Below are 23,366 nucleotides of genomic sequence, written 5' to 3'. Positions count from 1 at the left end.
GAGCGAGTTGTTGAACGCGCCAGTAAAGACGCTTCGCATGGCCTTCTATTCCATCGGCTGCGCATCTTTCGGCTCGGTCGGGCAAGACGTCGTCATAGATCGTGTGCGTTACCGCATCCCGCCGTGGCGCAAAGCCACTCGCGGCGGGAATAAAATCGATACAAATGTGTTTGATGTCGTAGCGCATCGCCATGACGACGTTGGCGACGAGGCGCGTCGGCGCTATTCTCGCGAGCACGCTGACGGCGGCGCCTTGCTTGCGGCTAGAGGGATGCGTGCTCCCGTTTGGTGCGTGCCGATCGCGAGCAGCTTCTGCTTGCGGTCGTAACGATCGGCGAAGCGCCACAGCTTCGATCCGGTCGCGGTGACGAGCGTGAACAGCCCGCTTTCATCGGAGCGCTTGTGGTCTTTTTCTGCCGGCTTCAGGTGCCGGATGGCCGGCGTGGTCCGATTCCATCCAAAAGCGCGATGCCATCACCCAGCGGACTACCATCAAGGAGACCAGCAGAGGGGCGGACACCAACAAAACAGGGCGAACGTCGGCTCACGGCAAACGGCGGTCAACTCTGAATTGAGGGAGAAACGGATTTCGGCGAATCAGGGTGAGCGCCAAAATGGTGCCCCTGGCCGGAATCGAACCAGCACTCCTTGCGGAACTCGATTTTGAGTCGAGCGCGTCTACCAGTTCCGCCACAGGGGCATTCGCATCGGACCCTGTGCAGGAACCAGCGAAGCGGGGCGGACTATAGCGGGCGGCCGGGCAGGGTCAACCCGCACGGACGTGATGGACTGGTGTCTCGACAGGTTTCGCTGGCGGGAGTAGGAGCCGGAACGGCCCGGCGTGCCGCCGAAGGCTTGTCCGTTGCGGAGGGATCGATGACCAATACGTCTGTGATGGCGCGCCCGGCGGCGGGAGTCATGAGCCCGGCGGTGACGGCGGCCTTGCTGGCGGCCGGCATCGCGGCGGCGACCCTGGCGGGCGCCTGGTACATGCAGCTGGTCTGGGGCCTGCAGCCCTGCGAGCTCTGCCTCAAGCAGCGCTGGGCGTATTATGCGATCGTGCCGCTCGGGCTCTTGATCGCGCTCGCCGCGAGGGGCGGTGCGCCGCGCGGGCTGGTCTGGTGCGGCCTCGGCCTGGTCGCGCTGGCGGCGCTCGGCAATGCCGGGCTCGGCGTCTATCACTCCGGCGTCGAATGGGGCTTCTGGCAGGGCCCCACCGAATGCACCGGGCCGGTCGGCAATCTCGGCAGCGCCGGCACTCTCCTGGATCGGCTCGACAGCGTGAAGGTCGTGCGCTGCGACGAGGTGCAGTTTCGCTTCCTCGGCCTGTCGCTCGCCGGCTACAGCGTGCTGATCTCGCTGTTCATCGCCGCCGTCGCCAGCTGGGGCATGACTCGGACGCGCACCTAATCGTCGACGTCGTCCTGGGGCCGTCCGAACAGATGGACGATGCCGGGGGTGGCGATGGTGACGAAGACGAAGCGCGAGAGGTGATGGGCGCCGACGAAGATCGGGTCGATGTGCAGGGTCAGCGCCAGCGCCATCATCGCGTCCATCGCGCCCGGCGCGAACGCGACGATGGTGTCCGAGAAGCGCACATGCGTCGTCAGCACGATCACGGTGACGAACGCGGCCGAGATCGCCACCGCGATCGCGAACGAGCCGAGCGCGGCCCTGATGTGGCCGACCAGGGTCTTCACCCGCATCCGCGCGAAACGGCTGCCGATCAGCGCGCCGATGCCAACCAGCGCCACGCCGCGCATCCATTCCGGCAGGCCGCCCTCGATCAGGCCGGTGCCGTGCAGCACGCCGCTCGCGACCATGGCGCCGAACAGCCAGCTCGCCGGAAACTTGATCAGCTGCATCAGCATCGCCGCCCCCAGCGAGGCGACCAGCAGCGCGAGCAGCCCGAGCGGCGAGGCGACGCTCTGGCCAAGTGAGATCGGCGCGGCGGGCGCGACGCCGGCGATCGCCAGCACCAGCGGCAGTGCCGCGGTCAGGATGATCACGCGCAGGGTCTGCACCACGGCGATCGCCGGCAGGTCGGCGCCGCGCTCGACCGCCAGCATCGTGATCTGCGACAGCGCGCCGGGGCTGCCGGCGAGCAGCGCCGAGGTGCGGTCCCAGCCGTGGATGCGCTGCAGATAGAGGCTGGAGCCGAAGGTCGAGCAGAAGGTCGCCAGCGCCAGCAGCGCGATCGTCAGCGGATAGGCGCTGACATGGTTGATCAGCTCGCGCGACACCACCGCCCCGATCGAGATGCCGAGCAGCAGCAGCACGGTCTGGGTCAGGATCGGCGGCATCGCCAGGGGGCGGCCGGCAATCGCGGCGATCGCGGTCGCGATCATCGCGCCGGAGATCAGGCCGCCCGGCAGATGGGCGACGAGGAAGATCAGGCCGCCGGCAGTGCCGAGGGCGAGCGTCTCGAGCGCGCCCAGGGTCTTGGCGCGGCTCGGCAGGTCGAACGGGAGGGAGGAGATGATCTGGCGCACGGCGCCTTATGCCAAATGCGTGACTTGCGAACAATTCCCGCGGCTGCGCAGGGGCCATGCGCCGCTGCGCCGGCCTGTGCCCGTCATTTCGGCTTGTCGGGCACCGCCGTGCTCGCGGCTGCCGCCGCCTTGTCGCGCTTGCAGGCGGAGCGGAATTTGCCGCGCGGCTTGCCCTTCAGCCCCTGGTCGTCGGCCTCCTTGGAGCAGGCCACGGAGATCGCCCGGCGGGCCGGCTTGTCCATGGTCGCGAACTTGTCGGTGGCCGCGTCGGGGCGCGCCGGCAAGGTCAGTGAGGGCTGGGACGAGGCCGGGCCCGCGGCCGTCAGGGCGACGATGACGGCAGCCGCAGCAGCGGCGCGGGCAGTGAAAACCATGCTGAATTCCTCGAACGAAAGCCGCGACACCAAGTCCGGCCATGCTGAACCCGGTGTGAATGCAATGAGCCGGATCGGCAGGCGAGGCAAATTATATTTTCGCGTAGCTGCCGGCCGACCCGCTTTGTCGGCGACCGGCCGCCCGCTAGAATTGTGGCCCCATTCCATCATGCTCCACAGGGAGATCGAGAATGAGTTTTCACGCAAAATCATTGGTTGCTTCATCACTCGCTGCGTTGGCCGTCGCCAGCCTCGCGACGTTCGCCGCCGCACCGGCCCAGGCGCTGACCTCGCAGGAATGCAGCGCCAAGTACAAGCAGGCGAAGGAGGCCGGCACGCTGGGCGGCCAGAAGTGGAACGACTTCCGCAAGGCCCAGTGCGGCAGCGACGCCACCCCCGCCGCGGCGGCGCCTGCAGCGCCCGCGGCTCCGGCGGCGCCCGCTGCCGAAGCGAAGCCGGCAAAGGACACGAAGTCCGCAGCCAAGGAGGCCGCGCCGGCGGCCGCCCCGAGCGGCCCTGCGGTCTACCCGACTGCGGTCGATCCGAAATACGCCAAGGAGACGGCCGGCAAGGCGCGGATGCACACCTGCGTCGACCAGTACAATGCCAACAAGGCGACCAACGCCAATGGCGGCATGAAGTGGATCGAGAAGGGCGGCGGCTACTACAGCGAGTGCACCAAGAAGCTGAAGGGCGCCGCCTGAGCCAGACGCGCGGCCACACTTTGATCCGGCGGCCGGATGCCTCGCGCGTCCGGCCGTCGTCACGTCCGGTGCGATGGCGCCGCGGGCGTCGTGTGTCGCTGCGTGCCGATCCGTCCCTCACCTCCATTGCAGTCAATGGTCCGGTGAATTTCGGACTTGCCTTCGCCGGCGGGAAGTGAACCTGCTGCCGCCATGATTTCTGCGACTCAAGGCATTCTCGGCGTGCTCAGTGGCGGCCTCGTCGGGTTCTCGCTCGGCCTCGTCGGCGGCGGCGGCTCGGTGCTGGCAGTGCCGCTGATGGTCTATGTCGTCGGCGTGCCCGAGCCGCACATCGCGATCGGGTCGAGCGCGATCGCGGTCGCCACCAATGCCGCTCTCAACCTCGTCAACCATGCGCGCGGCGGCACCGTGATCTGGCCGGTGGCGGCGCTGTTCGCGGCGGCCGGCATCCTCGGCGCCTTCGTGGGCTCGCTGCTCGGCAAGATGGTCGACGGCCAGAAGCTGCTGGCGCTGTTCGCGCTGGTGATGATGGTCATCGCGATGCTGATGCTGAAGACGCGCGCGCGTGTGGGCATTCCCGACGTCAAGATGAGCATGGCCAATCTCCCCGCCGTCGTCGGCTTTGGCCTTGCGACCGGCACGCTGTCCGGCTTCTTCGGCATTGGTGGCGGCTTCCTGATCGTGCCGGCGCTGATGGCTGCCACCGGCATGCCGATCATGAATGCGGTGAGCTCGTCGCTGGTGGCGGTGACCACGTTCGGGCTCACCACGGCGTCGAGCTATGCTTGGTCGGGGCTGGTGGCCTGGGACCTCGCCGGGCTGTTCATCGCAGGCGGGATCGCCGGAGGGCTTGCCGGCACGCGCCTGGCGCGCCATCTGTCGGAACGGCGCGGCGCATTGAACGTGGTGTTTTCGGTCGTCATTGCGGCGGTGGCGCTGTACATGCTGACGCGCAGCCTGCTGCATATCTGGAGCTGATCGTGATGAAACGCAGCACATCGGACGCGACCGCGGCACCGACAAACCGGCGTGAGGTTCTTGGGCTTTTTGGCGCCGGCGCCGCGCTGTCTTTGTGGCCCCGCGCCAGCCGCGCCCAGGACGGCGATGAGCCCGACGAGGCCTCAGTGCTGCGCGATCCCGATGCGCCGGTGCTGGGCAATGCGGCCGGCGACATCGCGATCGTCGAATGGTTCGACTACAATTGTCCCTATTGCCGCAAGCTCGATCCCGAGCTGCAGCAGGTCGTGCACGACGACGGCAAGGTGCGCTGGGTGCTCAAGGAATGGCCGATCCTCGGACCGGTGTCGGTGGTGGCGGCGCGCATGGCGCTGGCCTGCAAATATCAGGACAGATACGCGAAGGCGCACGACGCGCTGATCGGCACCAGCTCGAAGCTCACCGAGCCGCGCATCGATGAGCTGCTCGCCGAGGCCGGCGTCGATGTCGATCGCGCCAGGCGCGATCTTGCGACCAATGCCAAGGCCATCGACAAGATGCTGGCGCGCAACGACAGCCAGGCGCGTGGCCTGCGATTCCGTGGCACGCCGTCCTTCATCGTCGGGAAGTTCAGGGTGCCCGGCGTGCTCACCATGGCGCAGTTCGAGCAGGTGATCGCGGACGCGCGCAAGGCCAAAACGGCCAAATAGAGACGGCCAAATAAGCGGCGCATGCGTGAGCCATGCAAAAGGCGCCTCGACCTGGGCCGAGGCGCCTTCAAAAACAACAGCGTCGCGCTGATTACTTCGACGAGATGCGTACCCAGTCGTCATGCGCGCGGGTCTTGAGCGAATTCCAGCTGTCCGCCGCGACGTCCCAGTTGACGATCGTCCGGTGCGTCTGCGCGGTCGGCCCATTGGCGACCTCCGACGTCTGCATCGAATCATGGATGTAGACGCCCAACCCCAGAATGAGCGCACCCAGGATCATTCCCACCAATGTCCGCATGATCATGTTCTCCAGTGTGACGGCCGACAACGCCGCCGTCGAAGCTTGGTTCCGCAACCGTTGCGGAAGGTTCAAGCAGGACCTGACAAACTAAGTACGCGGTTTTTCGGGACGCGATTCCGGCGCCGAGGTGACGATATTGAGTGATTTGAGCTCGTCGGGCTTGAAGGTGAACAGCTGGTCATGCGGCGTTTCCATCGCATGCACCCAGACCTTCAGATCGATGCCCATGTCCGCAAGGTAGCGCTGGCAGCGCGCCGAGATGTTCTGGGCGAGGCTCATGTCGTCGGTTGCCCTCACTGTCGCAGCGCCGGTCGGGACTGCGGCAATCTGATGCACGCCGATGATGGCCCGCTCGCCGGCGCGCCGCTCGATGCCGCCGGCGAACACGAGTGGACACGACGAAGCGCAATATTTGCCGGCCTCGATTTCGGTCGCGAATTTTCGCGTCCGGATCAGGCGGCCCATCGCGAGCGCGTCGGCGACGGAGCCGCCCGGCGAGTTCAGCACGATGGCCTTGACGTATTCGCCGTGCCGCTCGACCTCGTCGGTGAACGCCCGCGCGCTGCCCGGCGTGATCGTGCCGGTCGCGTAGAGCCGGCCGCCGCCGCGCAACTCGAACTGAATTGGTTGCTGCAAGGCGCGGTCGCCCTGCGGCAGCGGCATCAACCGCTTCAGCAGCGGCGCCAGAACCGAGGGCGGCTCGGCCTCGACATCCGGCTGCTGGCGCTGAACGTCGAACTGAGGTGGGGCCGTGTCTGATGAAGCATGCGGACCATTCAGCTCGACGAGATCGGCCGCAACCACCCCGAAGGTGACGACGATGATCGTGCGAAAGACCCAGCGCAGGATGCTCTCGTCGGGATTGTCGGCAAGCCACGCATGGACGCGTCGGTTCAGCGCCGAGGCCATGGACTACTTCCCAACTCTGGCCGAGGAGAGCGAGGTGACGTTCTCATCGGCCGCAGCGGCGGGAGCCGGTTGCGGCTCGATCGTCGGTGCGGGAGGTGCTTCGGCAGGCGCGACCGCAGGCCGCGCTTCGGCGGCGCGCCTTGCGTCCTCGACCTCCCTGGCGACCTGCATTGCGGTGACGAGATCGGCGGCCGTCAGGCTCGACGCGCTCGCCGCCGGCAGGCCCTCGCGGCGGATGGCGGCATGCACGACGCAGAGGATCAGCACCAGCACCGCCGGCATCAGGTCGATCGAGATCGCGCCCGCCCAACTCGGGATGAAATCACCGGCATAGCGCAGCACGGCTTCCGCCGGCGACAGCGTCTGATACCGGGTCGGCTCGATGCGCGGCAGCGCCAGGATCTTGTCGGCGGCATCGGCGAGCAAGGCGGCCTGGGTCGCGATCGCGCCTTCGACCTTGCCGACCACGGCGGTCTGGCGTTCGGCAAGGTCGCCGCTGCGTCCGCCCGCAGCGGGCGCGATGAAGCCCGACGACAGCGAGGTCGCAGCGCGCCGCACGGCCGGCGCGACCGAGGTCTGCTGCAGATTGGCGATCACGCCCATCAGGGTCAGGGATTCCGTGGCAAATGCATCGCTGCGCGTGGCGATCGGGCCACGGTCGGAGATCAGCTCGCGCATCTTGGCGAGGCTCTTGCTGCCCTGCTCGTACAGTGCGGAGACGCGCTTGCCGGACTCCTGCACCTGCTGTCCCAGCCCATCGAGTTGCGTCGACATCTGACTGAGGAGCTGGACGACCGTGCCCGAGCCGGAGGTGCCGGTGAGGGAGCCGGCGCGTTCGGCTTCCGCAAGCTTGGCGAAGCGCGAGGAGGCGAGCTGGATGTCGGGCAGCAGGCTTTGCGCGGCGATCGCCTGGCTGTTGGCCCGGTCGAGGTCGCGCGTGTAGTTCTGCACCGTGATGGCGAGATGCTGCTGGATGGCCGCCGCGCCGGCGAGCGCCGAGGCATTCAGCCACGACGACATGGCGACGATCATCAGCGAGCCCAGCAGCATGCAGCCGGCCATCATCAAACGCCCGATGCCGCTGGTCACATGCGGCATGAACTGCATCATGAACACCCAGAAGGCGTAGATGCCGACCGAGACCGCGACGGAATAGATGACGGCGGCGAAGAACACCGTGGTCGGGGAGCCGTTGAGAAGCTCGCGTACACCGAGATAGGTGTAGACGCCGGCGGCGAGCGCCAGGATCGCGGTCGTCAGCTTGAGCGTGACCTCGAGACGGGCCACGCCATTTGCAAGCAGGACGGAGGTCGGACGGGCAGAGGAAGGGTGCGCGGCGGGCGCGGACGGCGAGGGCATCGAGCGGTCCTTCGGCGGCATCGCATCCGCCATGTGCAGCGCCCCCGCTGTTTGGCCAAGCGATTACCAATGCGGAGAAAATCCGCCGAGATTATGTCGTTGAACTTACCAAACGGTCATGTCCCTCGGGATGCGGGACGGCGGCGTCAGCTCATCAGCCAGCGCAGCAGCTCCACGTTCGCTTCGCGCGGATAGCAATGGCTGAGATCGTCGATCTCACGATAGACGACGCGGGCGCCGGACTTTGCCAGCGCGTCCTTGGTGTGGCGTGCGATCTCGACCGGGAACATCCAGTCCAACTGGCCGTGCACGATCTGGATCGGCAGTCCGCGCAGGCGGTCGCGGTCGGCGATCTGGGCCATCAAGGGATGGAACGTCGCCGCGACCGGTGCGAGGTGCGTGAAGGGCGAGCTGCGCTCCAGCCCGCTGACGTAGCAGAAGGTGCCGCCATCGCTCATTCCCGTCAGCAGCATCCGCGCGGGATCGATGGCGACGCGGCTGCGGACGAGATCGAGGATGCGCACGAGATTCGGCGTGTCGGCATCCTCGCCCATCAGCGCCCAGGTCGGTCCTGTCGCGGTCGGTGCAACCAGGATGGCGCCGAGGCTGCGGGCGGCGCGCAGCCAGCTCCACAGAAAGTCGCGCCCATTGCCGCTGCCGCCATGCAACGCCATCACCAGCGGCCAAGCGCGATCGGCGGTGTAGTATTCCGGCACGTAGAGCGAGAAGCCGCCGCGGTTGCCGATCTCGTTGTGGTCGTGAAACACCGCGTCCTTGCCGGCTGACGCCGCCAGCGTTTGACGCAGCGGGGCATCGTTTTCGACCGCCGGATCCAGAAAGAATTCGCTCAGCGGCGGCAATGTCGCCGCCAGTGGAAACAGCGCCTCGAGCGCCCGCGGCAGCTGGCGCAACGCGCGGAAGACGTCGACCAGGTCGCCTTCGCCGCGCTGGACCGCGCGAAGCCCGGCGCACGACACCAGCGCGGCGTCGGAAGCGGTGTCGAAGGCAAGGCGGATATGGGCGAAGTCCGACGGCCAGGATGTGAGATGGGCCCGCGCCGTGTGCAGGGCCTGCTCGGGATCACCGATGTCGGCCATCACGCGATCGAAATCCGGCGGGTTCAGGTAGCGCGCGACGTAGGACAGCGCTTCGAGCGTCTGCAGCAGCGGCGGCAACACGATGAGAATATCGTCTACCACGGCGTCTGTCATGCAGGTCTCCTTCGTGCAGCGGGGGCCGAATTGTGTCACCCGCAGGCCGGCGAGCGCTCTCATGCAACGCAAAATCGGCCGTACGGGCAATGATCATTTTCCGAACGGACGTTCGATCTGCGCAGAGCATGTTTGGGCGCATCACGTTCGAGTCAATACGGCAGGGCCGTACTCATCATGATTCGATCGCGCGCGAGAGGCGTATAATCAGCGAATACACGTGTGGACGAATCGCGATTGACAAAAATCGGGCGCGATGTCGCACTTCATGAAAGCCGACGGCGCAGCGTGGAGTTCCGAATGGAGCTGCCTTGCTGGGGGACAAAATTGCCGACCGGCCCACAAGGGGGATGCGCATCATGACCAGTTCGCCGTCGGCCGCGTTGATCAACGCGGTGCTCGCCATGGACGTCTACAACAGGGGCGTCAACCCGACGCTCGTGGTCAATTTCAATCGCATCGGCAGCTATGAGCTGGTGGCGGGCAGCGTCACCTCGGCGGCCGACAATTTCGAGGCTGCGACTTATCAGCTCGCCGGCGACCCGTCGACGCGGATCATCTCCTATCGCGGCACCGACAGCATCGCCGACGTTCCCGGCTGGCTCGGCGGCGCGGGGCTCGCCGGCTGGCCGACGCAGTTTCCGGACGCCGAGGCCTACTACAAGAAATGGGCGACGACCTCCAACGTGTCGCTGACCGGCCACTCGCTGGGCGGCGGCCTTGCCGGCTACATCGCGGCGCTGAACGACAAGGTGGCTTACTCCTACGACGCGATGCCGTTCGAGTTCGCCGCCGAAGTCCGCTACGATCAGCTGCACGGTTTCTGGGGCGCGCTCACGTCCCACCCGGTCGATCGCTATTCCGACATTCACATGATCTCGGTCTCCGGTGAGGTCCTGCAATATGTCCGGGCCGCGGCACCCATTCTGGAAGCTCCGCTGGCGCTGCTGCAGCTCGGACCGATCGCAGGCGCGCTCGCGATCGCCGATGCGGCGATCGGCATCTCGTCCGAGCAGAAGACCGTGCTGGCCTCGGGCACCGATCTCGGGCTGGATCCGGTCAGCCTGCACTCGATCGCGCTGCTCACGATGATGCAGTGGGCGAGCGACAATGGCGCGCAGGACTGGAAGAAGGCGGCGGCCGTGCTGCTGGCGCCGCTCGAGGACAATTCGATTGCGTCGGCGGTCGGCATCCCCGCGGCCAGTGCCGCGAGCGGCGAGGGCGCGCCGGCCGACAAGATGAAGGACATGATCGCCTACTCGACAGTGACGGACGCGAGCGGTTACGGCAACAGCGCCGTGCAGGCGCTGTTCAACGGCGGCGACGTGCTCGGCAACAGCGTGAGTGCGGCAAGCGCCGCGGGCTACCTGAAGAACGGCGGTGTCGAGAAGGCGCTGGCCGAGATCGTGGTCGAGTATTCGGCGCTGCTGGCGCAAAACCACGACGAGGTGACGACCGCGACCTCCGGCGTGATCGGTCACGAGCACGGCATCATCTATCAGGACACGGCCAAGAACCTCCTGGTCGCGGATCTGTCATCCGATCTGTGGTCGCATGCCGACACCGGATCGGCGGTCGACATCATCGGCAAGGTCGCATTGATTGATGCCGTCGCGAGCTTCGATGGCGACGACGCGGCGCTCATCGACACGGCCATCAGCGTGCTCTGGGGCGGCAAGACGGACAATCTCGACTGGCTCAGTGCGGCGCTGAGCGATGCATCGACCACGGTTGCGATCGATCCCGTGTCGGGTGCGATCATTGCGGCAACCGACGGCGCTCTCCTGATCGCGGGCGGCGGCAACGACACGCTGCTGGGGACCGCCAATGACGACCTGCTGATCGGCGGCAATGGCAGCGACGTGCTCAAGGCCGGTGCCGGCGACAACATCCTGGTCGGCGGCGTCGGCGCGACCTATGTCTACGCGCCCGGCGACGGCAACGACGTCATCATCAACGGCGTCGCCTCGCTGGCGAAGCCGACCGGAACACTCGACTTCGGCAATGCCTACACGGCCGACAATTTCTGGTTCGTCAAATCCGGCAACGACCTCGAGATCGACATTCTCGGAACTCATCAGCAGGTGACGGTGGCCGACTGGTACCTCGGCGGCTCCTATCAGTTGCAGGAGATCAAGGCCGGCGGTCTGGAGCTCGACACCCAGGTGTCGCAGCTGGTGCAGGCGATGGCGACCTACGCTCAGGCGCATCCGGGATTCGATCCGACGATGGCTTCGCAGCTGCCGACCGATGCGCATCTGCACGATCAGGTCGCGGCGGCCTGGCATGTCATTGCATGAGGCAAAAGTCCGCGGTCTGCCTCAGTGCAGCCGCGGCGCCTTCAGCAGTTTTGCGCGGTCGGTCGACGTCACCGTGACATCGAACGTGACGCCCTCGTGATGCACCGTCAGCGGCACGTCGACGCCGGCGTCACCGAGCGCCCAGAGCTTGCGATAGAATTCGCTCTGGGTCGTCACCTTGTCGCCGTTGATTCCGAGGATGACATCGCCCGCCTTCAACTCGGCGCGCGCGGCCGGGCCATTGTTGGAAACGCCGATCACCACGACGCGGTCGTCGACCTCGGTCGCAAACATGCCGAGCCAGGGACGCGCGGGCTTGTTGACGCGGCCGAACCGGCGGAGATCGTCGATGATCGGCTTCAACAGATCGATCGGCACGATCATGTTGACGTGCTCGGCCTTGCTGTCACGCTCGCGTTCCAACTGCAGCGATCCGATGCCGATCAGCTCGCCCTTGGCCGACAGCAGGCCGGTTCCGCCCCAATTCGGATGCGCGGGATGGGTGAAGATCGCCTCGTCCAGCAGATACTCCCAATAGCCGGCGAATTCCTGCTTGGCGATGATCTGGCTCGCGACGGATCGCGTCCGGCCGCCGGCGCCGCCGAGCACGACCTGATCGCCGATCTTGGTCGCCGCCGACGAGCCGAGCGGCAACGGGGGCAGGTCGAGCTGGCCGAGCGCCTGCACCAGGCCGAAGCCGGTGGCGAAATCGAACCCGAGCACATGCCCTTCGACCACCCGCCCGTCATTGAGGTGCAGCCAGACGGATTCGGCCTCGGTGATCAAATAGCCGATCGTGAGCACCAAGCCTTCGTCGATCACCACGGCATTGCCGGCGCGCTCGGTGCCGAGCGTTTCCGCGCTGAACGCATCGGGCGGAATGATGGCATGCAGGCCCACGATCGAGGACAGCGCTTGATCGAGATCATATTGGTAGTCTTCGGCGCGAGGCTGGAAGGCGAACGGCACTTTCCATTCGGTCAAAGAAGGCATTTCTTTCTCCTGCTCTGTCGATACCCCGGGGGGTGTCGACCAAGCTCTTGCTTCGTGTCGCGTGATTTCGCGTCTTCGTTTCGCGTCTTGGCCACAGCGTCGACGCGAGCTTAACATCTTTGGGCGTCGGCGCCAGTTCCGAGGGCTCCGCAACCGCTCGGAGGGGTAAGGACGCTTCCGCGCGGCAGACTACCCGCGACCGCAGCCCTTGCTCATGATGGGCCAGACCAGCCAGGCGCCGGCGGCATAGAGGCTGCCGACCGTCCCCGCGCCCGTTCTCGCCGCGACGTGGAAACGCCCAGCCTCGAGCAAGGCTCCATCTGATGCGATGATCGCGGGGATCATGCGCTCCGTCGGGCCGAACACGACCACGGCGTCCGGCCTGATCACCAGCGCCAGGGCAGCCATGCCCGCGAACCATGCGAAGACGACCGCCAACAGCCCCTGCAAGGGCACGGCGCGCGACAAGGGGATCGTATCAGTAGTCGTAGGCATGCTCGAACGTATAGCCTGCGGCCTCGAAACGGGTGATGTCCTGAACCAGGGACCGCACCGGCACGTCGACGCCAATGCGGCGCGTGCCGGGACGGGACTGGATCGGGACACTGAATATAGGCAGTCCATCGAAGGCTGCCAGCCGTCCGTCGCCCGGAGGAACGACGATCGTGACCAGGATGCGGTGGTTGCCGGCCACTTCCCCGAGCGCAGCCCCCACATGGCGAGCGAGCTCCTTCGCGAAGGCGTCGAATTTGGCGTAGCGCTCGGTCTGCACCAGCACGCCCTTCGCGCCCTTGGCGTCCGTCACGTCGCGTATGACTTTCACGCCCGGCATGGCTGCGAGCTCCCCGGCTGAAAGGCCTGTCACCACGCTCTGAAGGGTCAGGACCGCGGGATCATAGCCGGCCGCATAGCCGATGACCGCCGCATAGGCGGCGCGGCCGGCATATTGCAGAGTGAGCGAGAAGCGCCGCTCCACCGCACGCACCGACGGCACGAACGGGGTCTCGCGCCAGAACTGCTCGAGCTTGGCAGCGAAGGGGTAGCGATACCATGGCGTCTGATAGAGGAACGCGGCGTAGTCCTTCAGCAGAGCGAGGTTGAACGCGTCCTCGGCGGTCTTGACGCCGTCGCTCGCGCCTTCGCTGAGGGCGCCGATGCTCTTCTCGTAGCCGCCTTGCAGCGCCATCTCGGCGGTGAAGCTGAATCCGATGATGTAGTTCGTCAGCTTCTGGTCCGACGTCGCCGGGCCGGATCCCGCAGCCTGCCGCGTGGCGCGGCACAGGCTGCGCCAGAAACCGGCGATGCTCGTCAGATAGTGGAAGTCGGACTCGGATGTCTGCCCGGTTACCCCGGCGAGATCGCTATAGGCGTGGACGATGTACCACTCCGGAAAGGTCAGGAAACTGTCGCCCTGGGACCTTGCATAGCCGGGATCGGTGATGCCGAAGTTCGACGTCACCACCGGCGTCGGCACGTCGGCGGTGCAGACGGTCTCGACGCTGATCACCGTCGTCGTGATGCCGATCGCGGCGGCGACCACGATCGCGCCGGCCAGATAGAGGATTTTGCGACGCAGGCTCATGCTGATGCGGGTCTCGCGCCCCAAGGCGACCAGCCGACCGTGATGCCGATCGCGCCGAGTGCGAGATGCGGCAGGCTGGAAAGAAATTTCACCAGCCACGACGTGTCGCGGATGCCATCGATGAAGATCGAAAGGTCGAGATAGCCCGAGCCGGTGAACACGCCCATCACACCATCCAGGAAATAGAGCGTGCCGAACACCCGCAGGAAGAAGACTGCGCTCCGCCGCGACAGCATCGACGCGAGCGCCCATAGGCCGGAAGCGACATGCAGCGCGTCCTTGTAGATGTCGAGCTGGAACAGGCCGAACACCCGTCCCTGCGCATCGATGAAGGCGGGGATGTAGTCGGTCGCTGCGGCAAACAGCAGCGCCACGGCGAGCGCGAGCGCGGCGATGCGATAGCGGTCCAGCGAGAAACCAATTGCAGCTGATGTCGTCATGCGAAGTAAGCGTCCCACATCGCATTGCGGAACAGGAGGTTGGGATCATAGCGCCGCTTGGCCGCGACGAAGCTCGCTGCCGCCGGATAGGCCTTCTCGACCTGGTCGCGGCGGGCATGCAGACGATAGGGCAGATAGAACGCGCCGCCGATCGCGGTGATGCGATCGATCAGTGCCTCGGTCGTGCGCAGCATGTCGATCTCGCCTTCCGGCGTCGCCAATTGCGAGAACGACATCACGGCCGCGATCCGGCGCACCGGGGCGATGGTGAGCGCCGGCGTCTTGTCCTCGGCGACGTAGCGCAAGGTGACGTTGAGGAATTCCGCACGCGCCTTGGGAATGATGTCGCGACAGGCGGCGAGGAAGTCGCCGAAGCGCTCGGGCGCGACGAAATATTCATGCAGGATGTCGGTCCGGTGCATGTCCTTCTGCGCCAGGTTGGCGACCGGCTCGGCCATCAGCGAGTTGCGGGTATAGTGGTTGTCGGAGATGGCGGGGCCGAGCCGCGTCTCCATGAACCAGCGCAGGCCCTTGGCGACCTCCCAGCCGGTCTGTGCGCGGTAGATCGTGTTGGCGACGCCCGTCAGCTTGCCCGAGCTCGCGACCGGCGGCAGGGCCGCGGGCGCATTGGACGCCGGGCGGAAGGTGACCAGCAGCGCGTCGTCGAAGAACGCCTTGCGCGACACCGACATCCGGCCATAGGCCATCTTCACATTGGCATCGCCGTCGATGCTGCGCGTGAATTTTTCTGCGAACTGCTCCGGCGCCATCCGCTCGAAGCGCGGTTCAAGCAGGACGTTCGGCGTCATCTCGACCTCGAGGTCGACGATGATTCCGAACAGGCCGTAGCCGCCCATCGCAAGGCCGAACAGTTCGGCATTCTCGCTGCGCGAGCATTGCACCAGGGTGCCGTCGGCGAGCAGCATGCGGATCGATTTCACCGTGGAGCCGAACGGGCCGTAGGGCACCGGCCAGCCATGGGCATTGACGCAGAACGTGCTGCCGACGCCGAAATCGCTGTTGGACTGCATCACGGCGGGCGAGAAGCCCCTGGGGTCGAGGGCGGCAATGACATCCCACCAGCGGTTGCCGGCCGAGGTGCGATACGTGCGCGCCGCCGTGTCGAGCTCGATCGGGCCGCCGTCGAGCGTCACGGCGGTGCCGTCGCGCGGCAGGCTCTGGCCGCCCATCGAATGCCGGGCCACCGCCGCGGTCACCGGACGCTTCGCGGCCGCAGCCTCCTTCAGCTCGGCACGCAGGCGCGCGATCAAATCGTCGGTGGCCGGCTTCGAGATCACGACATGCTTGGCCACCGGCGTCGGGTTGAGCCGGCTGGCATCGTTGAGGATCGTGCGCAGCTCGGCGCGGGCCTTCGAAAGCCGGGCGAGTGGCAGGGCCGCAGCGGCGCTCGCGGTGCGCAGAAACCGTCGTCTCGATATCATCGCGCGGGCTCTCTCCCAGCCGGGCTCGAGTCTACGCTATCATCGTAAACGTTTGCAGACCATCTCCGCCGTCAGTCGGCCGCCGATCGCGCCCGCAGCGGCATGATGCGAAAGTCGCGGCCGTCCGTCATCCAGGCCGCGCGCTCGTCGCGCAGCAGGGTCCGGCGTACCTTGCCGGAATCGTCGCGCAGCATCACGTTCACCAACTCATAACTTTCCGGATGCTTGTAGCGGCTGAGGCGATCGGCCAGAAACGCGCCCATGCCGTCGACGACGGCCTGCGCATCCTTGGCTCGGTCAATCTCGACGATGGCATGCACGCGCTGCCCGAGCTCCGGATCAGGCAGGCCGACGACCACGCAGGAGCGGATGTCGGGATGCGCCATCAGCGCCGCCTCGACCTCGGCCGGATAGATGTTGGCGCCGCCGCGCAGGATCATGTCGGCCAGGCGATCGCCGAGATAGAGATAGCCGTCAGCATCGAGCCGGCCGATGTCGCCGAGCGACTCCCAGCCGTCGGCCCGCCGCTTCGGCTCGGCGCCGAGATAGTGATAGGTGCTGCCGGCGCCATCGGCCGGCAGGAAATAGATCTCGCCGCTCTCGCCGGGCGCGACGTCGTTGCCTTGGGGATCGAGAATGCGCAGGCCGCAGCTCTCGTCGATCTTGCCCACTGAGCCCTTGTGCTGCAGCCATTCGGTGCCGGAGATGATGGTGCGGCCCTGGCGCTCGGTGCCGCCGTAGAGCTCATAGACGCGCTCCGGCCCGAGCCATTCGATCCATTTCTCCTTCAGCCATGGCGGCATCGGCGCCGCCATGTGGAATACCATCTTCAGGCTGGAGACATCGTAGGCGTTGCGCACCGTCTCCGGCAGCGCCCAGATCCGGTGCATCATGGTCGGCACGAAATTGACCCATTGGATGCGCTGCGCCTGGATCAGTCGCAGCGTCTCCTCGGCATCGAACTTCACCATCCCGGTCAAGGTGCCGCCGGCGAACAGCGCGTAGTGCGACACGATGAACGGCGCGTTGTGATACAGCGGGCCGGGATTGAGCAGCGATGCTCCTTTTGGAATTCCGAGCGGTGGCTCGGCCGCCGTGTCGGTCACCGCAGGCTGATGGTCGAGGATCACCTTCGGCCGTCCGGTCGAGCCGCCTGACGTCATCGCTTTCCAATAGCGCGCGACCGGCGCGGTGAACGGCTCGTCCGAGAAACCCTGAGGCGTGAAATCAGCCGGCAGCGCGTTCGGTGCATTCCAGTCCGCCTCGCCGCCGACGACCAGCGATGGCTTGAGGATCTCGAGCACGGCAGCCGCTTCGCCGCGCGGCAATCGCCATGACAACGATGTCGGCGTCGCGCCGCATTTCCACACCGCGAAGCTGGTCTCGAACAACGCATTGCCGTTGGGCAGGCCGATGGCGACGAAGTCGCCGGGCTTGACGCCCTTGGCGGCAAAGGCCCGGGCGCGGGCATTGGCGCGGCGTTCGAGCTGCTCCCAGGTCAGTGCATCCGTTCCGTGCTGAACCGCGATGCTGTCTTTCGGCTTGCGCTCGGCATACCAGCGCGGCACATCCGCCATCGGGATCAGCATCGGTTCCTCCATTTCGTCAGGCGCCTTGCACCGGCGCCGCATTATTGGTCGGCAGCTCGCGCCGCAGACATCACTGACGAGAGGTGTTGTGCCTCAACCGAGCCGAGCCGTCCATATGCGGAGGTCGCCGGGTTCCGGATGGCAGTTCTGCGAACGACGCGCGAGGGAGCAACTCGTGGGGCTTCCCATGGACGCTCGACAGATGATCAAACCATTCGGATATGAGCAGGCTGGTCGATGATGCGCTCGTTGCTGCATCGATGACCGTTACTCCTGTGGGCAGACATGGACGTGCCGTGCCGAAGCCTGCCGACGCTGCATGCGCGCCTGTGAAGAGGCGCTGCGCATTGAGGCGAGGCACCGTCAGCAGACCGTGCGGGGCGCCAGAAAAGCGAAGGCCGGACCCAAAGGCCCGGCCCGTCCGACCATGGCGACCGGATTGCTCCGGCCCTGAGAACGCCATCCAGACCAGTCGATCAGCCTCCGTTGAGCTTCGTCAACAGCGTGGTGAAGATACCTAAAAGTGTCAGGCCCAGCTTGTTGAGTATGGTGATGATCGCAAGTGCAATCCCCGCAGCGATCAGGCCGTACTCGATTGCAGTCGCGCCCGATTCATCCTCGTAAAATTTGAGAAGCAATTTCTTCATTGATCCCCTCCGCCGATCCTCCGTTGCTCTCGTCAGACGGCGCCCGCGAAACTACGGAATGGAACCTAAGGTAGTATGAACGGCGGTGCACCAAATTTCCCGACCTGCCATCATCCGGCGGAAATCCCAGTTGCAGCCGGTTCCAGTGCACGCAATCTGGCTCAGGCCGGCACGCCTGCGGCCCGCAGGGCTTCCGCATAGGTTGTGGCCATGGCGCGGACGGGAAATGGGATCCGGCTCAGGAATCCCGACACCGTGAGATCGGGTTCCACCATCAGGAGCCGACGTGCGACCTCGTTGGCACGCGCCACGTCGCCGCTGCCCACCAGCGCCACGATCAGGACCCGGAGCGCGACCGCAAAGCGTCGATTCTGCGCCAGCGCAGCCTCGGCCCACTTTATCCCGCCATCGAAATCGCTCTCCGCGACAGCGCAGATCGCCATTGCGCCGGCCGCGAACCAGCCGCGGGGATCGCGCGGGTTCAGCCGCTGGGCGCGTTCGATCATCGCCCGGCCTTCGGCGGGATGTCCGGACATGATCTCGATCCAGCCGCTCAAGGTGAGCGCCATCGCCGAATTGGGATTGATGGCGAGCGAGCGCCGAAACAGCTCGCGCGCCGGGGCGATGTCGTCGGCCATGTTCCAGATCGCGAACGCCGCCATCCACAGCACCTGTGCGTCGTTGGGGGCGCGCTCGCTCGCCTGCCAGGCCAGCGCCACGGCATCGGCGCGATAGTCTTCGCCGGCCGCGCTCCAGCCCTGGAAGTGGCGGAGCGCCTGGCAGTAGGCGCTCGCGGCCATCGCGGGCGCACAGATGGGATCGATCGCCAGCGCCTGATCGAGGCAAACGAGGGCGGCGGCGAGGCTGTCCGGTGTGAAGGCGTCGCGCAGGCTGGCGGCGCGCAGCAGCAGGTCATAGGCGTCCGGATGCGGCCGCGGCGCCGCGCGGCGGCGCTCGCCTTCGGCTAGCTCCAGGGTCGGCTCGATCGCCGCCACCACGCTTTCGGTGATGCGGTCCTGCAGCGCGAACAGGTCGGTCAGATCGCCGTCGAAGCGGTCGGCCCACAGATGCGCGCCGGAGACGGCATCGATCAGCTGCCCGCTGATGCGCAGGCGCGCCCCTGCGCGCCGCACGCTGCCTTCCAGCACATAGCCGACGCCGAGCTCGCGCCCGACCTCGCGAATGTCGACCGCACGGCCCTTGTAGATGAAGGAGGAGTTGCGCGCGATGACGGCAAGGCCGCTGCAGCGGGACAGCGCCGTGATGATATCCTCGACCATGCCGTCGGCGAAATAGTCCTGCTCGGGATCACCGCTCATGTTGGTGAAGGGCAGCACGGCAATGGCGGGGCTGTCGAGGGCCGGCGCCGACGTGACCGCTGTCGGAGTCTTGGCCGGGTCGTCCTGCTCGCGAACGTCACCGACGAAGCGGATGCCCTTGCGCGGGATGGTGCGGATCAGGCGCTGCGCCTCGCCGCTGTCGCCGATCGCGCTCCGCGCCGCGCTGATCCGGCTCGCCAGCGTCGCCTCCGAGACGATGCGGCCGCCCCACACCTCGGCCAGGACGTCGTCGCGGCTGACGACGCGGTCACGCGTCCTGATCAGGAACGCCAGCAGGTCGAACACCTGTGGTTCCATCGCAACCAGGTCGCTGCCACGGCGCAGCTCGCGGCGGCCGGGGTCCAGCACGAAATCATCGAAGCGATACAGCATGCGCCGCCACGGCCGTCGGAGGAACTGCGCACGCATTCACCTTGCGCACATCGCAAATCAAGCCGGCCTGCAGGAAAAATCAAGGTGGCCTGCAAGCGTGGCAGCTCGGGCTTTGGCACAACGGACGCAGCGCCCAACCAGGAGCCTGCCATGCGAGACGTTCTTTGCCACAGCCGCCGCCGTTTCCTCACCCTGGCCGGAACGGCCATTGCTGCCGCTCAGCTCGGTCCCAATGCGGCACGGGCCGAGGGATTCAAACCTGCATCGCCGCTGCCCGCGATCAAGCCGGGAGCGGTGACCTCCTTTGCCGCGATCAAGCAGGTCACGGCGGGTGAGCTCAGCATCGGCTATGCCGAGCTGGGTCCCGCCGAGGGCCCCGTGATCGTCCTGCTGCACGGCTGGCCGTATGACATTCACAGCTTCGCCGACGTCGCGCCGGCGCTGGCCGCTGCCGGTCATCGCGTGATCATTCCTCATCTGCGCGGCTACGGCTCGACGCGGCTGCTGTCGCCGGCCGCCTCGCGCAGCGGACAGCCGGTCGCGGTCGCCGCCGACATCGTCGCGCTGATGGATGTGCTCGGCGTCAGGACGGCGACGCTCGCCGGCTATGATTGGGGCGCGCGCACCGCCAACATCATCGCCGCGCTGTGGCCGGAGCGTTGCAAGGCGATGGTCTCGGTCAGCGGCTATCTGATCGGCAGCCAGCAGGCCGGCCGCATGCCGCTGCCCCCGGCGGCCGAGCTGCAATGGTGGTATCAGTTCTACTTCGCGACCGAGCGCGGCCGCGAAGGCTATGACAAGAACCGGCGCGACTTTGCCAGGCTGATCTGGCAGACGGCCTCGCCGAAATGGGCGTTCGATGACGCGACCTTCGCCCGCAGCGCGACAGCGTTCGACAATCCCGATCACGTCGACATCGTCGTGCACAATTACCGCTGGCGCCTCGGCCTCGTGCCGGGCGAGTCGAAATACGACGCGCTGGAGGCCAAGCTCGCGACATTCCCGGAGATCACGGTGCCGACCATCACGATGGAAGGCGATGCCAACGGCGCGCCACATCCCGCGCCCGAGGCCTATGCCAAGAAGTTCACCGGCCGCTACGAGCACCGCCTGATCACCGGCGGCATCGGCCACAATCTGCCCCAGGAGGCGCCGCAGGCGTTTGCGCAGGCCATCGTCGACGTGATGGCCGGCGCGTAGTACAGGCCGGTGTCAGGCGGGCGGACTTGCCGGCTGTCTGCTGCGCAGCCACGTCTCCCGCCGCACGATCCATTTCTCGGATCGGGTCTCGCCATTGTGGTGGGCGACATCGATGAAGCCGATGAACTCGGCGCCGGTCTTCTGCTTGACCCGCCGTGAGGCGACATTGGTCGCGACGTTGCAGACGGTGAACTGATCGAGGCCGAGCGGGCCGAACGCGTAGTCGTTCACGGCGGCGATGGCCTCGCTCATGAGGCCGCGATTCCAGTAGGGCTCGGCGAGCCAGAAGCCGCGATGGCCCTTCACTGACTCCACGCGCGGACGGAAGTGGATGTTGCCGATGGCCTCGCCGTCGCCCTCGCGCAGCACGAGGACCCATTGATAGATCTCCTCGCCTGCGGTGATCCTGTCGAGCTGCAACCTGACGAACGTCTCGGCGCCGTCGTCCGGATAGGGCCACGGCACGACGGCCGCGAGGTTGCGGATGACGTTCCAGTTGTTGAAATGACGCTGGATCGCCGGCGCGTCGTTGAGCGCCAGCGGCCGCAGGATCAAACGCGCGGTATGCAGCGTGGGCGTGAGCATGCCTGCGATGTTGTCGTCAGCCGACGCTGGCTTCAAGCCGTTGCGCGCCACGCATCCCCAACGATCGTTAACGCGCCGGGCCGCCGTTAAGGTTGCCAGAAGCTTTCGTTGGGCGGACGGAACCTGGTACTTCCACCCTGCCGGACCGTAGTGCATTAGTTGAATACACGCATTTGCAATCATGCTGCGTGTGTACAACCGCCGCAGGTGACCTGCGACGGCTCGGGCTCAGTGTTGCGCCCGAACGTCCGCGATCGCCTGCAGCGAGATCCGAACCCAGCTCTTGGGTCGACTCGATTCGGGGTGTCGTGGACATGAAGCGCCGACCGGCCAATCCTCAGTTGCGTCGTCTGCAGGCGGAGCAGCGCTTCGATCCGCGCACATGGCGCGAGCGGCAGCTCGGCCGCGCCGAGCCGTTCTATGGCTCGGAGCTGTTCCAGCTAGGCTGCCCGCCGCTGGCCTCCTTCATCGCCGCCTTCCTCGGCTGCCTGATGACCCTGCATCTGAGCGCAGCGGGGCTGTCTCCGCTGATCGCCTCGGCAACGGCCGCGCTGCTGCTGAGCTCGTCGCTGATCCTGACGCGGACGGCGGAGCTCGTGCCGAGCACGTTCTTCTCGTCGGCCTATGGCGGCAGCTTCGTCGGCATGACCCCGGTGGTGCTCCTGAACGCGAGCGTCATCCGCGCCGGCCTGCCGCTCGATGCCGCCTTCGTCCTGCTGTCGCTGTTCTGCGGACTGGTGTTCTGTCTCGGCTGTGCGCTCGACATGTGGCTGCGTGGCGGACTGGCCCGCGGCTATGGCGGACGCTTGGGGGCGCTGGCTGCCGTCGCATCGTTCCTGTTCATCGGCCTCGCGCCGTTGCTCGGCGCCGATGGCGAGCTGTTTCCGATTGCACGCCGCGGCGTGCTGGAGCAGGGGATCGGCGGAGCCGCGATGACGTTCGTGGTGTGCACGGCGGGCATGTTGGCAACCATGGCCGCGTTGCGCTGGGCGCCGGTTGCCGGGTCGCGGCGTGCGGTACGCATCTTCGTCGCCGCGGCCGTGGCCTTCGCCGGCCTCGTGATGCTGCAGCAATTCGTGCCGAGCGACGCCTCCGATCTCGATGCCTATTATGCCGGCTGCTTCATCGGCATGTCGTCGCAGCGGCGGCTGCGCAGCCTGCTGCAGGCGATGGCCGCGGCGGTCCTGCTGACGGCGCTGCTGATCCTCACCGGTCCCATCCTGCCGAGTGTCGGCGGCAGCCTCGGATACATCGCCTTCGTCTCGGTCATCTTCGTGGATGCCGCGGTCCGTCTGTTCGTCGAGGCAGGAGAATCGCCGTGGCAGACCGTCCTCGCCTGGACGCGGGGACTCGTCGCCGCACTCGCCATTTTCGGGGCGCTGCTCTCCAGCGAGTTGATGTTCCAGCGGCCGGCGGCGGAGCCCAGCGGGCCGTTCGTGGACGCGGACGGGGCCCTCGCGCCGGTGCGGACCACGCTGCCCTTGCGTGACTACGATCGGCGCGATGGCTTGGCACTCGGCCAGCCGGCCGCGGCCGTTGCCACGGCGCCGGATCTGCCGCTTCAGATCCTGGATCCGGGGGCCGCCAATCCGCTCGCCGCGCGGCGCCCGAGTGAGCCCAACCCGGATGTTGCCTTTCCGAACTCTGCGGAGCCGTCCAGACGGATCATCCGTTATGGTCAAACAGCAGGTGTCCAGACCCCGCCCTTGAAGCGCAACCAGGTCCGGGTCGTGCCGCATGCGACGCCGCGGCCGCGTGTCGTTGCCCGCCACGAGCTGCAGCCTGCGCCGGAGTGGCAGCCTGACCCTTCGACATTGGCGGGCCCCTGACGGCGGACGGCGAGCATTTTTGCGGCCAGAACCCGACTTGGCCACACGCCC

General features: G+C 66.6%; 23 protein-coding genes and 1 tRNA gene. 8 read left to right on the top strand and 16 right to left on the bottom strand.

Going from position 1 to position 23,366, the window contains the following annotated elements:
* The first annotated feature begins 37 nt into the window (after positions 1 to 37).
* A complete protein-coding gene (locus S58_RS38275; protein ID WP_162472347.1) occupies positions 38 to 328 on the top strand; it encodes a hypothetical protein in 291 nt (96 codons plus the stop codon).
* 287 nt (positions 329 to 615) lie between these two features.
* Here S58_RS38275 and S58_RS05485 read toward each other — a convergent pair.
* Positions 616 to 700, bottom strand: a tRNA-Leu gene (locus tag S58_RS05485).
* A 176-nt stretch (positions 701 to 876) separates the two neighbouring features.
* Here S58_RS05485 and S58_RS05480 point away from each other — a divergent pair.
* Complete coding sequence (locus tag S58_RS05480; RefSeq protein WP_015664251.1) at positions 877 to 1,410, top strand: disulfide bond formation protein B; 534 nt, start codon at positions 877 to 879, stop codon at positions 1,408 to 1,410.
* Here S58_RS05480 and S58_RS05475 read toward each other — a convergent pair.
* Complete coding sequence (locus tag S58_RS05475) at positions 1,407 to 2,492, bottom strand: AbrB family transcriptional regulator (protein WP_015664250.1); 1,086 nt, start codon at positions 2,490 to 2,492, stop codon at positions 1,407 to 1,409. The genes S58_RS05480 and S58_RS05475 overlap by 4 nt on opposite strands.
* Before the next feature lie 83 nt (positions 2,493 to 2,575).
* The gene (locus tag S58_RS05470) at positions 2,576 to 2,866 is read right to left on the bottom strand and encodes a PsiF family protein (RefSeq protein ID WP_015664249.1); all 291 of its coding nucleotides are present in this window, start codon (positions 2,864 to 2,866) and stop codon (positions 2,576 to 2,578) included.
* A gap of 191 nt (positions 2,867 to 3,057) precedes the next feature.
* Between S58_RS05470 and S58_RS05465 the strand changes: the two genes are divergently transcribed.
* From S58_RS05465 to S58_RS05455, 3 genes are all read left to right on the top strand, one after another.
* On the top strand, positions 3,058 to 3,570 hold the full coding sequence (locus tag S58_RS05465; RefSeq protein WP_015664248.1) for a hypothetical protein: 513 nt from the start codon (positions 3,058 to 3,060) through the stop codon (positions 3,568 to 3,570).
* Positions 3,571 to 3,762: 192 nt separating this feature from the next.
* Entirely contained in the window at positions 3,763 to 4,548 is a 786-nt protein-coding gene (locus S58_RS05460; protein WP_015664247.1) for a sulfite exporter TauE/SafE family protein, read from the top strand.
* A gap of 5 nt (positions 4,549 to 4,553) precedes the next feature.
* The gene (locus tag S58_RS05455; protein WP_015664246.1) at positions 4,554 to 5,216 is read left to right on the top strand and encodes a DsbA family protein; all 663 of its coding nucleotides are present in this window, start codon (positions 4,554 to 4,556) and stop codon (positions 5,214 to 5,216) included.
* 91 nt (positions 5,217 to 5,307) lie between these two features.
* Here the strand turns inward: S58_RS05455 and S58_RS05450 are convergent, their stop codons facing one another.
* From S58_RS05450 to S58_RS05435, 4 genes are all read right to left on the bottom strand, one after another.
* Entirely contained in the window at positions 5,308 to 5,514 is a 207-nt protein-coding gene (locus S58_RS05450; protein WP_042338801.1) for a hypothetical protein, read from the bottom strand.
* 90 nt (positions 5,515 to 5,604) lie between these two features.
* The gene (locus S58_RS05445) at positions 5,605 to 6,426 is read right to left on the bottom strand and encodes a COG3904 family protein (RefSeq protein WP_015664244.1); all 822 of its coding nucleotides are present in this window, start codon (positions 6,424 to 6,426) and stop codon (positions 5,605 to 5,607) included.
* A 3-nt stretch (positions 6,427 to 6,429) separates the two neighbouring features.
* Positions 6,430 to 7,785 (bottom strand): hypothetical protein, encoded by a 1,356-nt coding sequence (locus S58_RS05440; RefSeq protein WP_042340570.1) that lies wholly within the window; start codon positions 7,783 to 7,785, stop codon positions 6,430 to 6,432.
* Positions 7,786 to 7,931: 146 nt separating this feature from the next.
* Entirely contained in the window at positions 7,932 to 8,996 is a 1,065-nt protein-coding gene (locus S58_RS05435; RefSeq protein WP_015664242.1) for a hypothetical protein, read from the bottom strand.
* 359 nt (positions 8,997 to 9,355) lie between these two features.
* Between S58_RS05435 and S58_RS05430 the strand changes: the two genes are divergently transcribed.
* The gene (locus S58_RS05430; RefSeq protein WP_042340569.1) at positions 9,356 to 11,296 is read left to right on the top strand and encodes an Mbeg1-like protein; all 1,941 of its coding nucleotides are present in this window, start codon (positions 9,356 to 9,358) and stop codon (positions 11,294 to 11,296) included.
* Between the two features lie 21 nt (positions 11,297 to 11,317).
* Here S58_RS05430 and S58_RS05425 read toward each other — a convergent pair whose 3' ends face one another.
* From S58_RS05425 to S58_RS05390, 8 genes are all read right to left on the bottom strand, one after another.
* Entirely contained in the window at positions 11,318 to 12,289 is a 972-nt protein-coding gene (locus S58_RS05425; RefSeq protein WP_015664240.1) for a S1C family serine protease, read from the bottom strand.
* A gap of 189 nt (positions 12,290 to 12,478) precedes the next feature.
* Positions 12,479 to 12,784, bottom strand: coding sequence for a hypothetical protein (locus tag S58_RS05420; protein WP_042338800.1), 306 nt, complete (start codon positions 12,782 to 12,784; stop codon positions 12,479 to 12,481).
* Positions 12,768 to 13,871 (bottom strand): hypothetical protein, encoded by a 1,104-nt coding sequence (locus tag S58_RS05415; RefSeq protein WP_015664238.1) that lies wholly within the window; start codon positions 13,869 to 13,871, stop codon positions 12,768 to 12,770. The genes S58_RS05420 and S58_RS05415 overlap by 17 nt, the downstream gene beginning before the upstream one ends.
* Positions 13,868 to 14,311, bottom strand: coding sequence for a DUF4383 domain-containing protein (locus tag S58_RS05410; protein ID WP_015664237.1), 444 nt, complete (start codon positions 14,309 to 14,311; stop codon positions 13,868 to 13,870). The genes S58_RS05415 and S58_RS05410 overlap by 4 nt, the downstream gene beginning before the upstream one ends.
* Complete coding sequence (locus S58_RS05405; RefSeq protein WP_015664236.1) at positions 14,308 to 15,753, bottom strand: FAD-binding oxidoreductase; 1,446 nt, start codon at positions 15,751 to 15,753, stop codon at positions 14,308 to 14,310. Before S58_RS05405 ends, S58_RS05410 begins: the two co-directional genes overlap by 4 nt.
* A gap of 71 nt (positions 15,754 to 15,824) precedes the next feature.
* On the bottom strand, positions 15,825 to 17,342 hold the full coding sequence (locus tag S58_RS05400; RefSeq protein WP_015664235.1) for an AMP-binding protein: 1,518 nt from the start codon (positions 17,340 to 17,342) through the stop codon (positions 15,825 to 15,827).
* 476 nt (positions 17,343 to 17,818) lie between these two features.
* Positions 17,819 to 17,989, bottom strand: a complete 171-nt coding sequence (locus S58_RS05395) for a Flp family type IVb pilin (protein ID WP_015664234.1) — start codon at positions 17,987 to 17,989, stop codon at positions 17,819 to 17,821.
* Between the two features lie 161 nt (positions 17,990 to 18,150).
* Positions 18,151 to 19,701, bottom strand: a complete 1,551-nt coding sequence (locus tag S58_RS05390) for a winged helix-turn-helix domain-containing protein (protein WP_015664233.1) — start codon at positions 19,699 to 19,701, stop codon at positions 18,151 to 18,153.
* Positions 19,702 to 19,851: 150 nt separating this feature from the next.
* Between S58_RS05390 and S58_RS05385 the strand changes: the two genes are divergently transcribed.
* Positions 19,852 to 20,901 carry an alpha/beta fold hydrolase gene (locus tag S58_RS05385; protein WP_015664232.1) on the top strand — a complete coding sequence of 350 codons (1,050 nt, stop codon included), beginning with the start codon at positions 19,852 to 19,854 and terminating at the stop codon, positions 20,899 to 20,901.
* Positions 20,902 to 20,913: 12 nt separating this feature from the next.
* Here S58_RS05385 and S58_RS05380 read toward each other — a convergent pair whose 3' ends face one another.
* On the bottom strand, positions 20,914 to 21,486 hold the full coding sequence (locus S58_RS05380; RefSeq protein ID WP_015664231.1) for a GNAT family N-acetyltransferase: 573 nt from the start codon (positions 21,484 to 21,486) through the stop codon (positions 20,914 to 20,916).
* A 314-nt stretch (positions 21,487 to 21,800) separates the two neighbouring features.
* Between S58_RS05380 and S58_RS05375 the strand changes: the two genes are divergently transcribed.
* On the top strand, positions 21,801 to 23,315 hold the full coding sequence (locus S58_RS05375) for a hypothetical protein (RefSeq protein ID WP_015664230.1): 1,515 nt from the start codon (positions 21,801 to 21,803) through the stop codon (positions 23,313 to 23,315).
* The last annotated feature ends 51 nt before the right edge of the window (positions 23,316 to 23,366 follow it).

This window comes from Bradyrhizobium oligotrophicum S58 (assembly GCF_000344805.1).
Taxonomy (GTDB): domain Bacteria; phylum Pseudomonadota; class Alphaproteobacteria; order Rhizobiales; family Xanthobacteraceae; genus Bradyrhizobium; species Bradyrhizobium oligotrophicum.
This window is presented reverse-complemented; position numbering and strand designations above follow the sequence as displayed.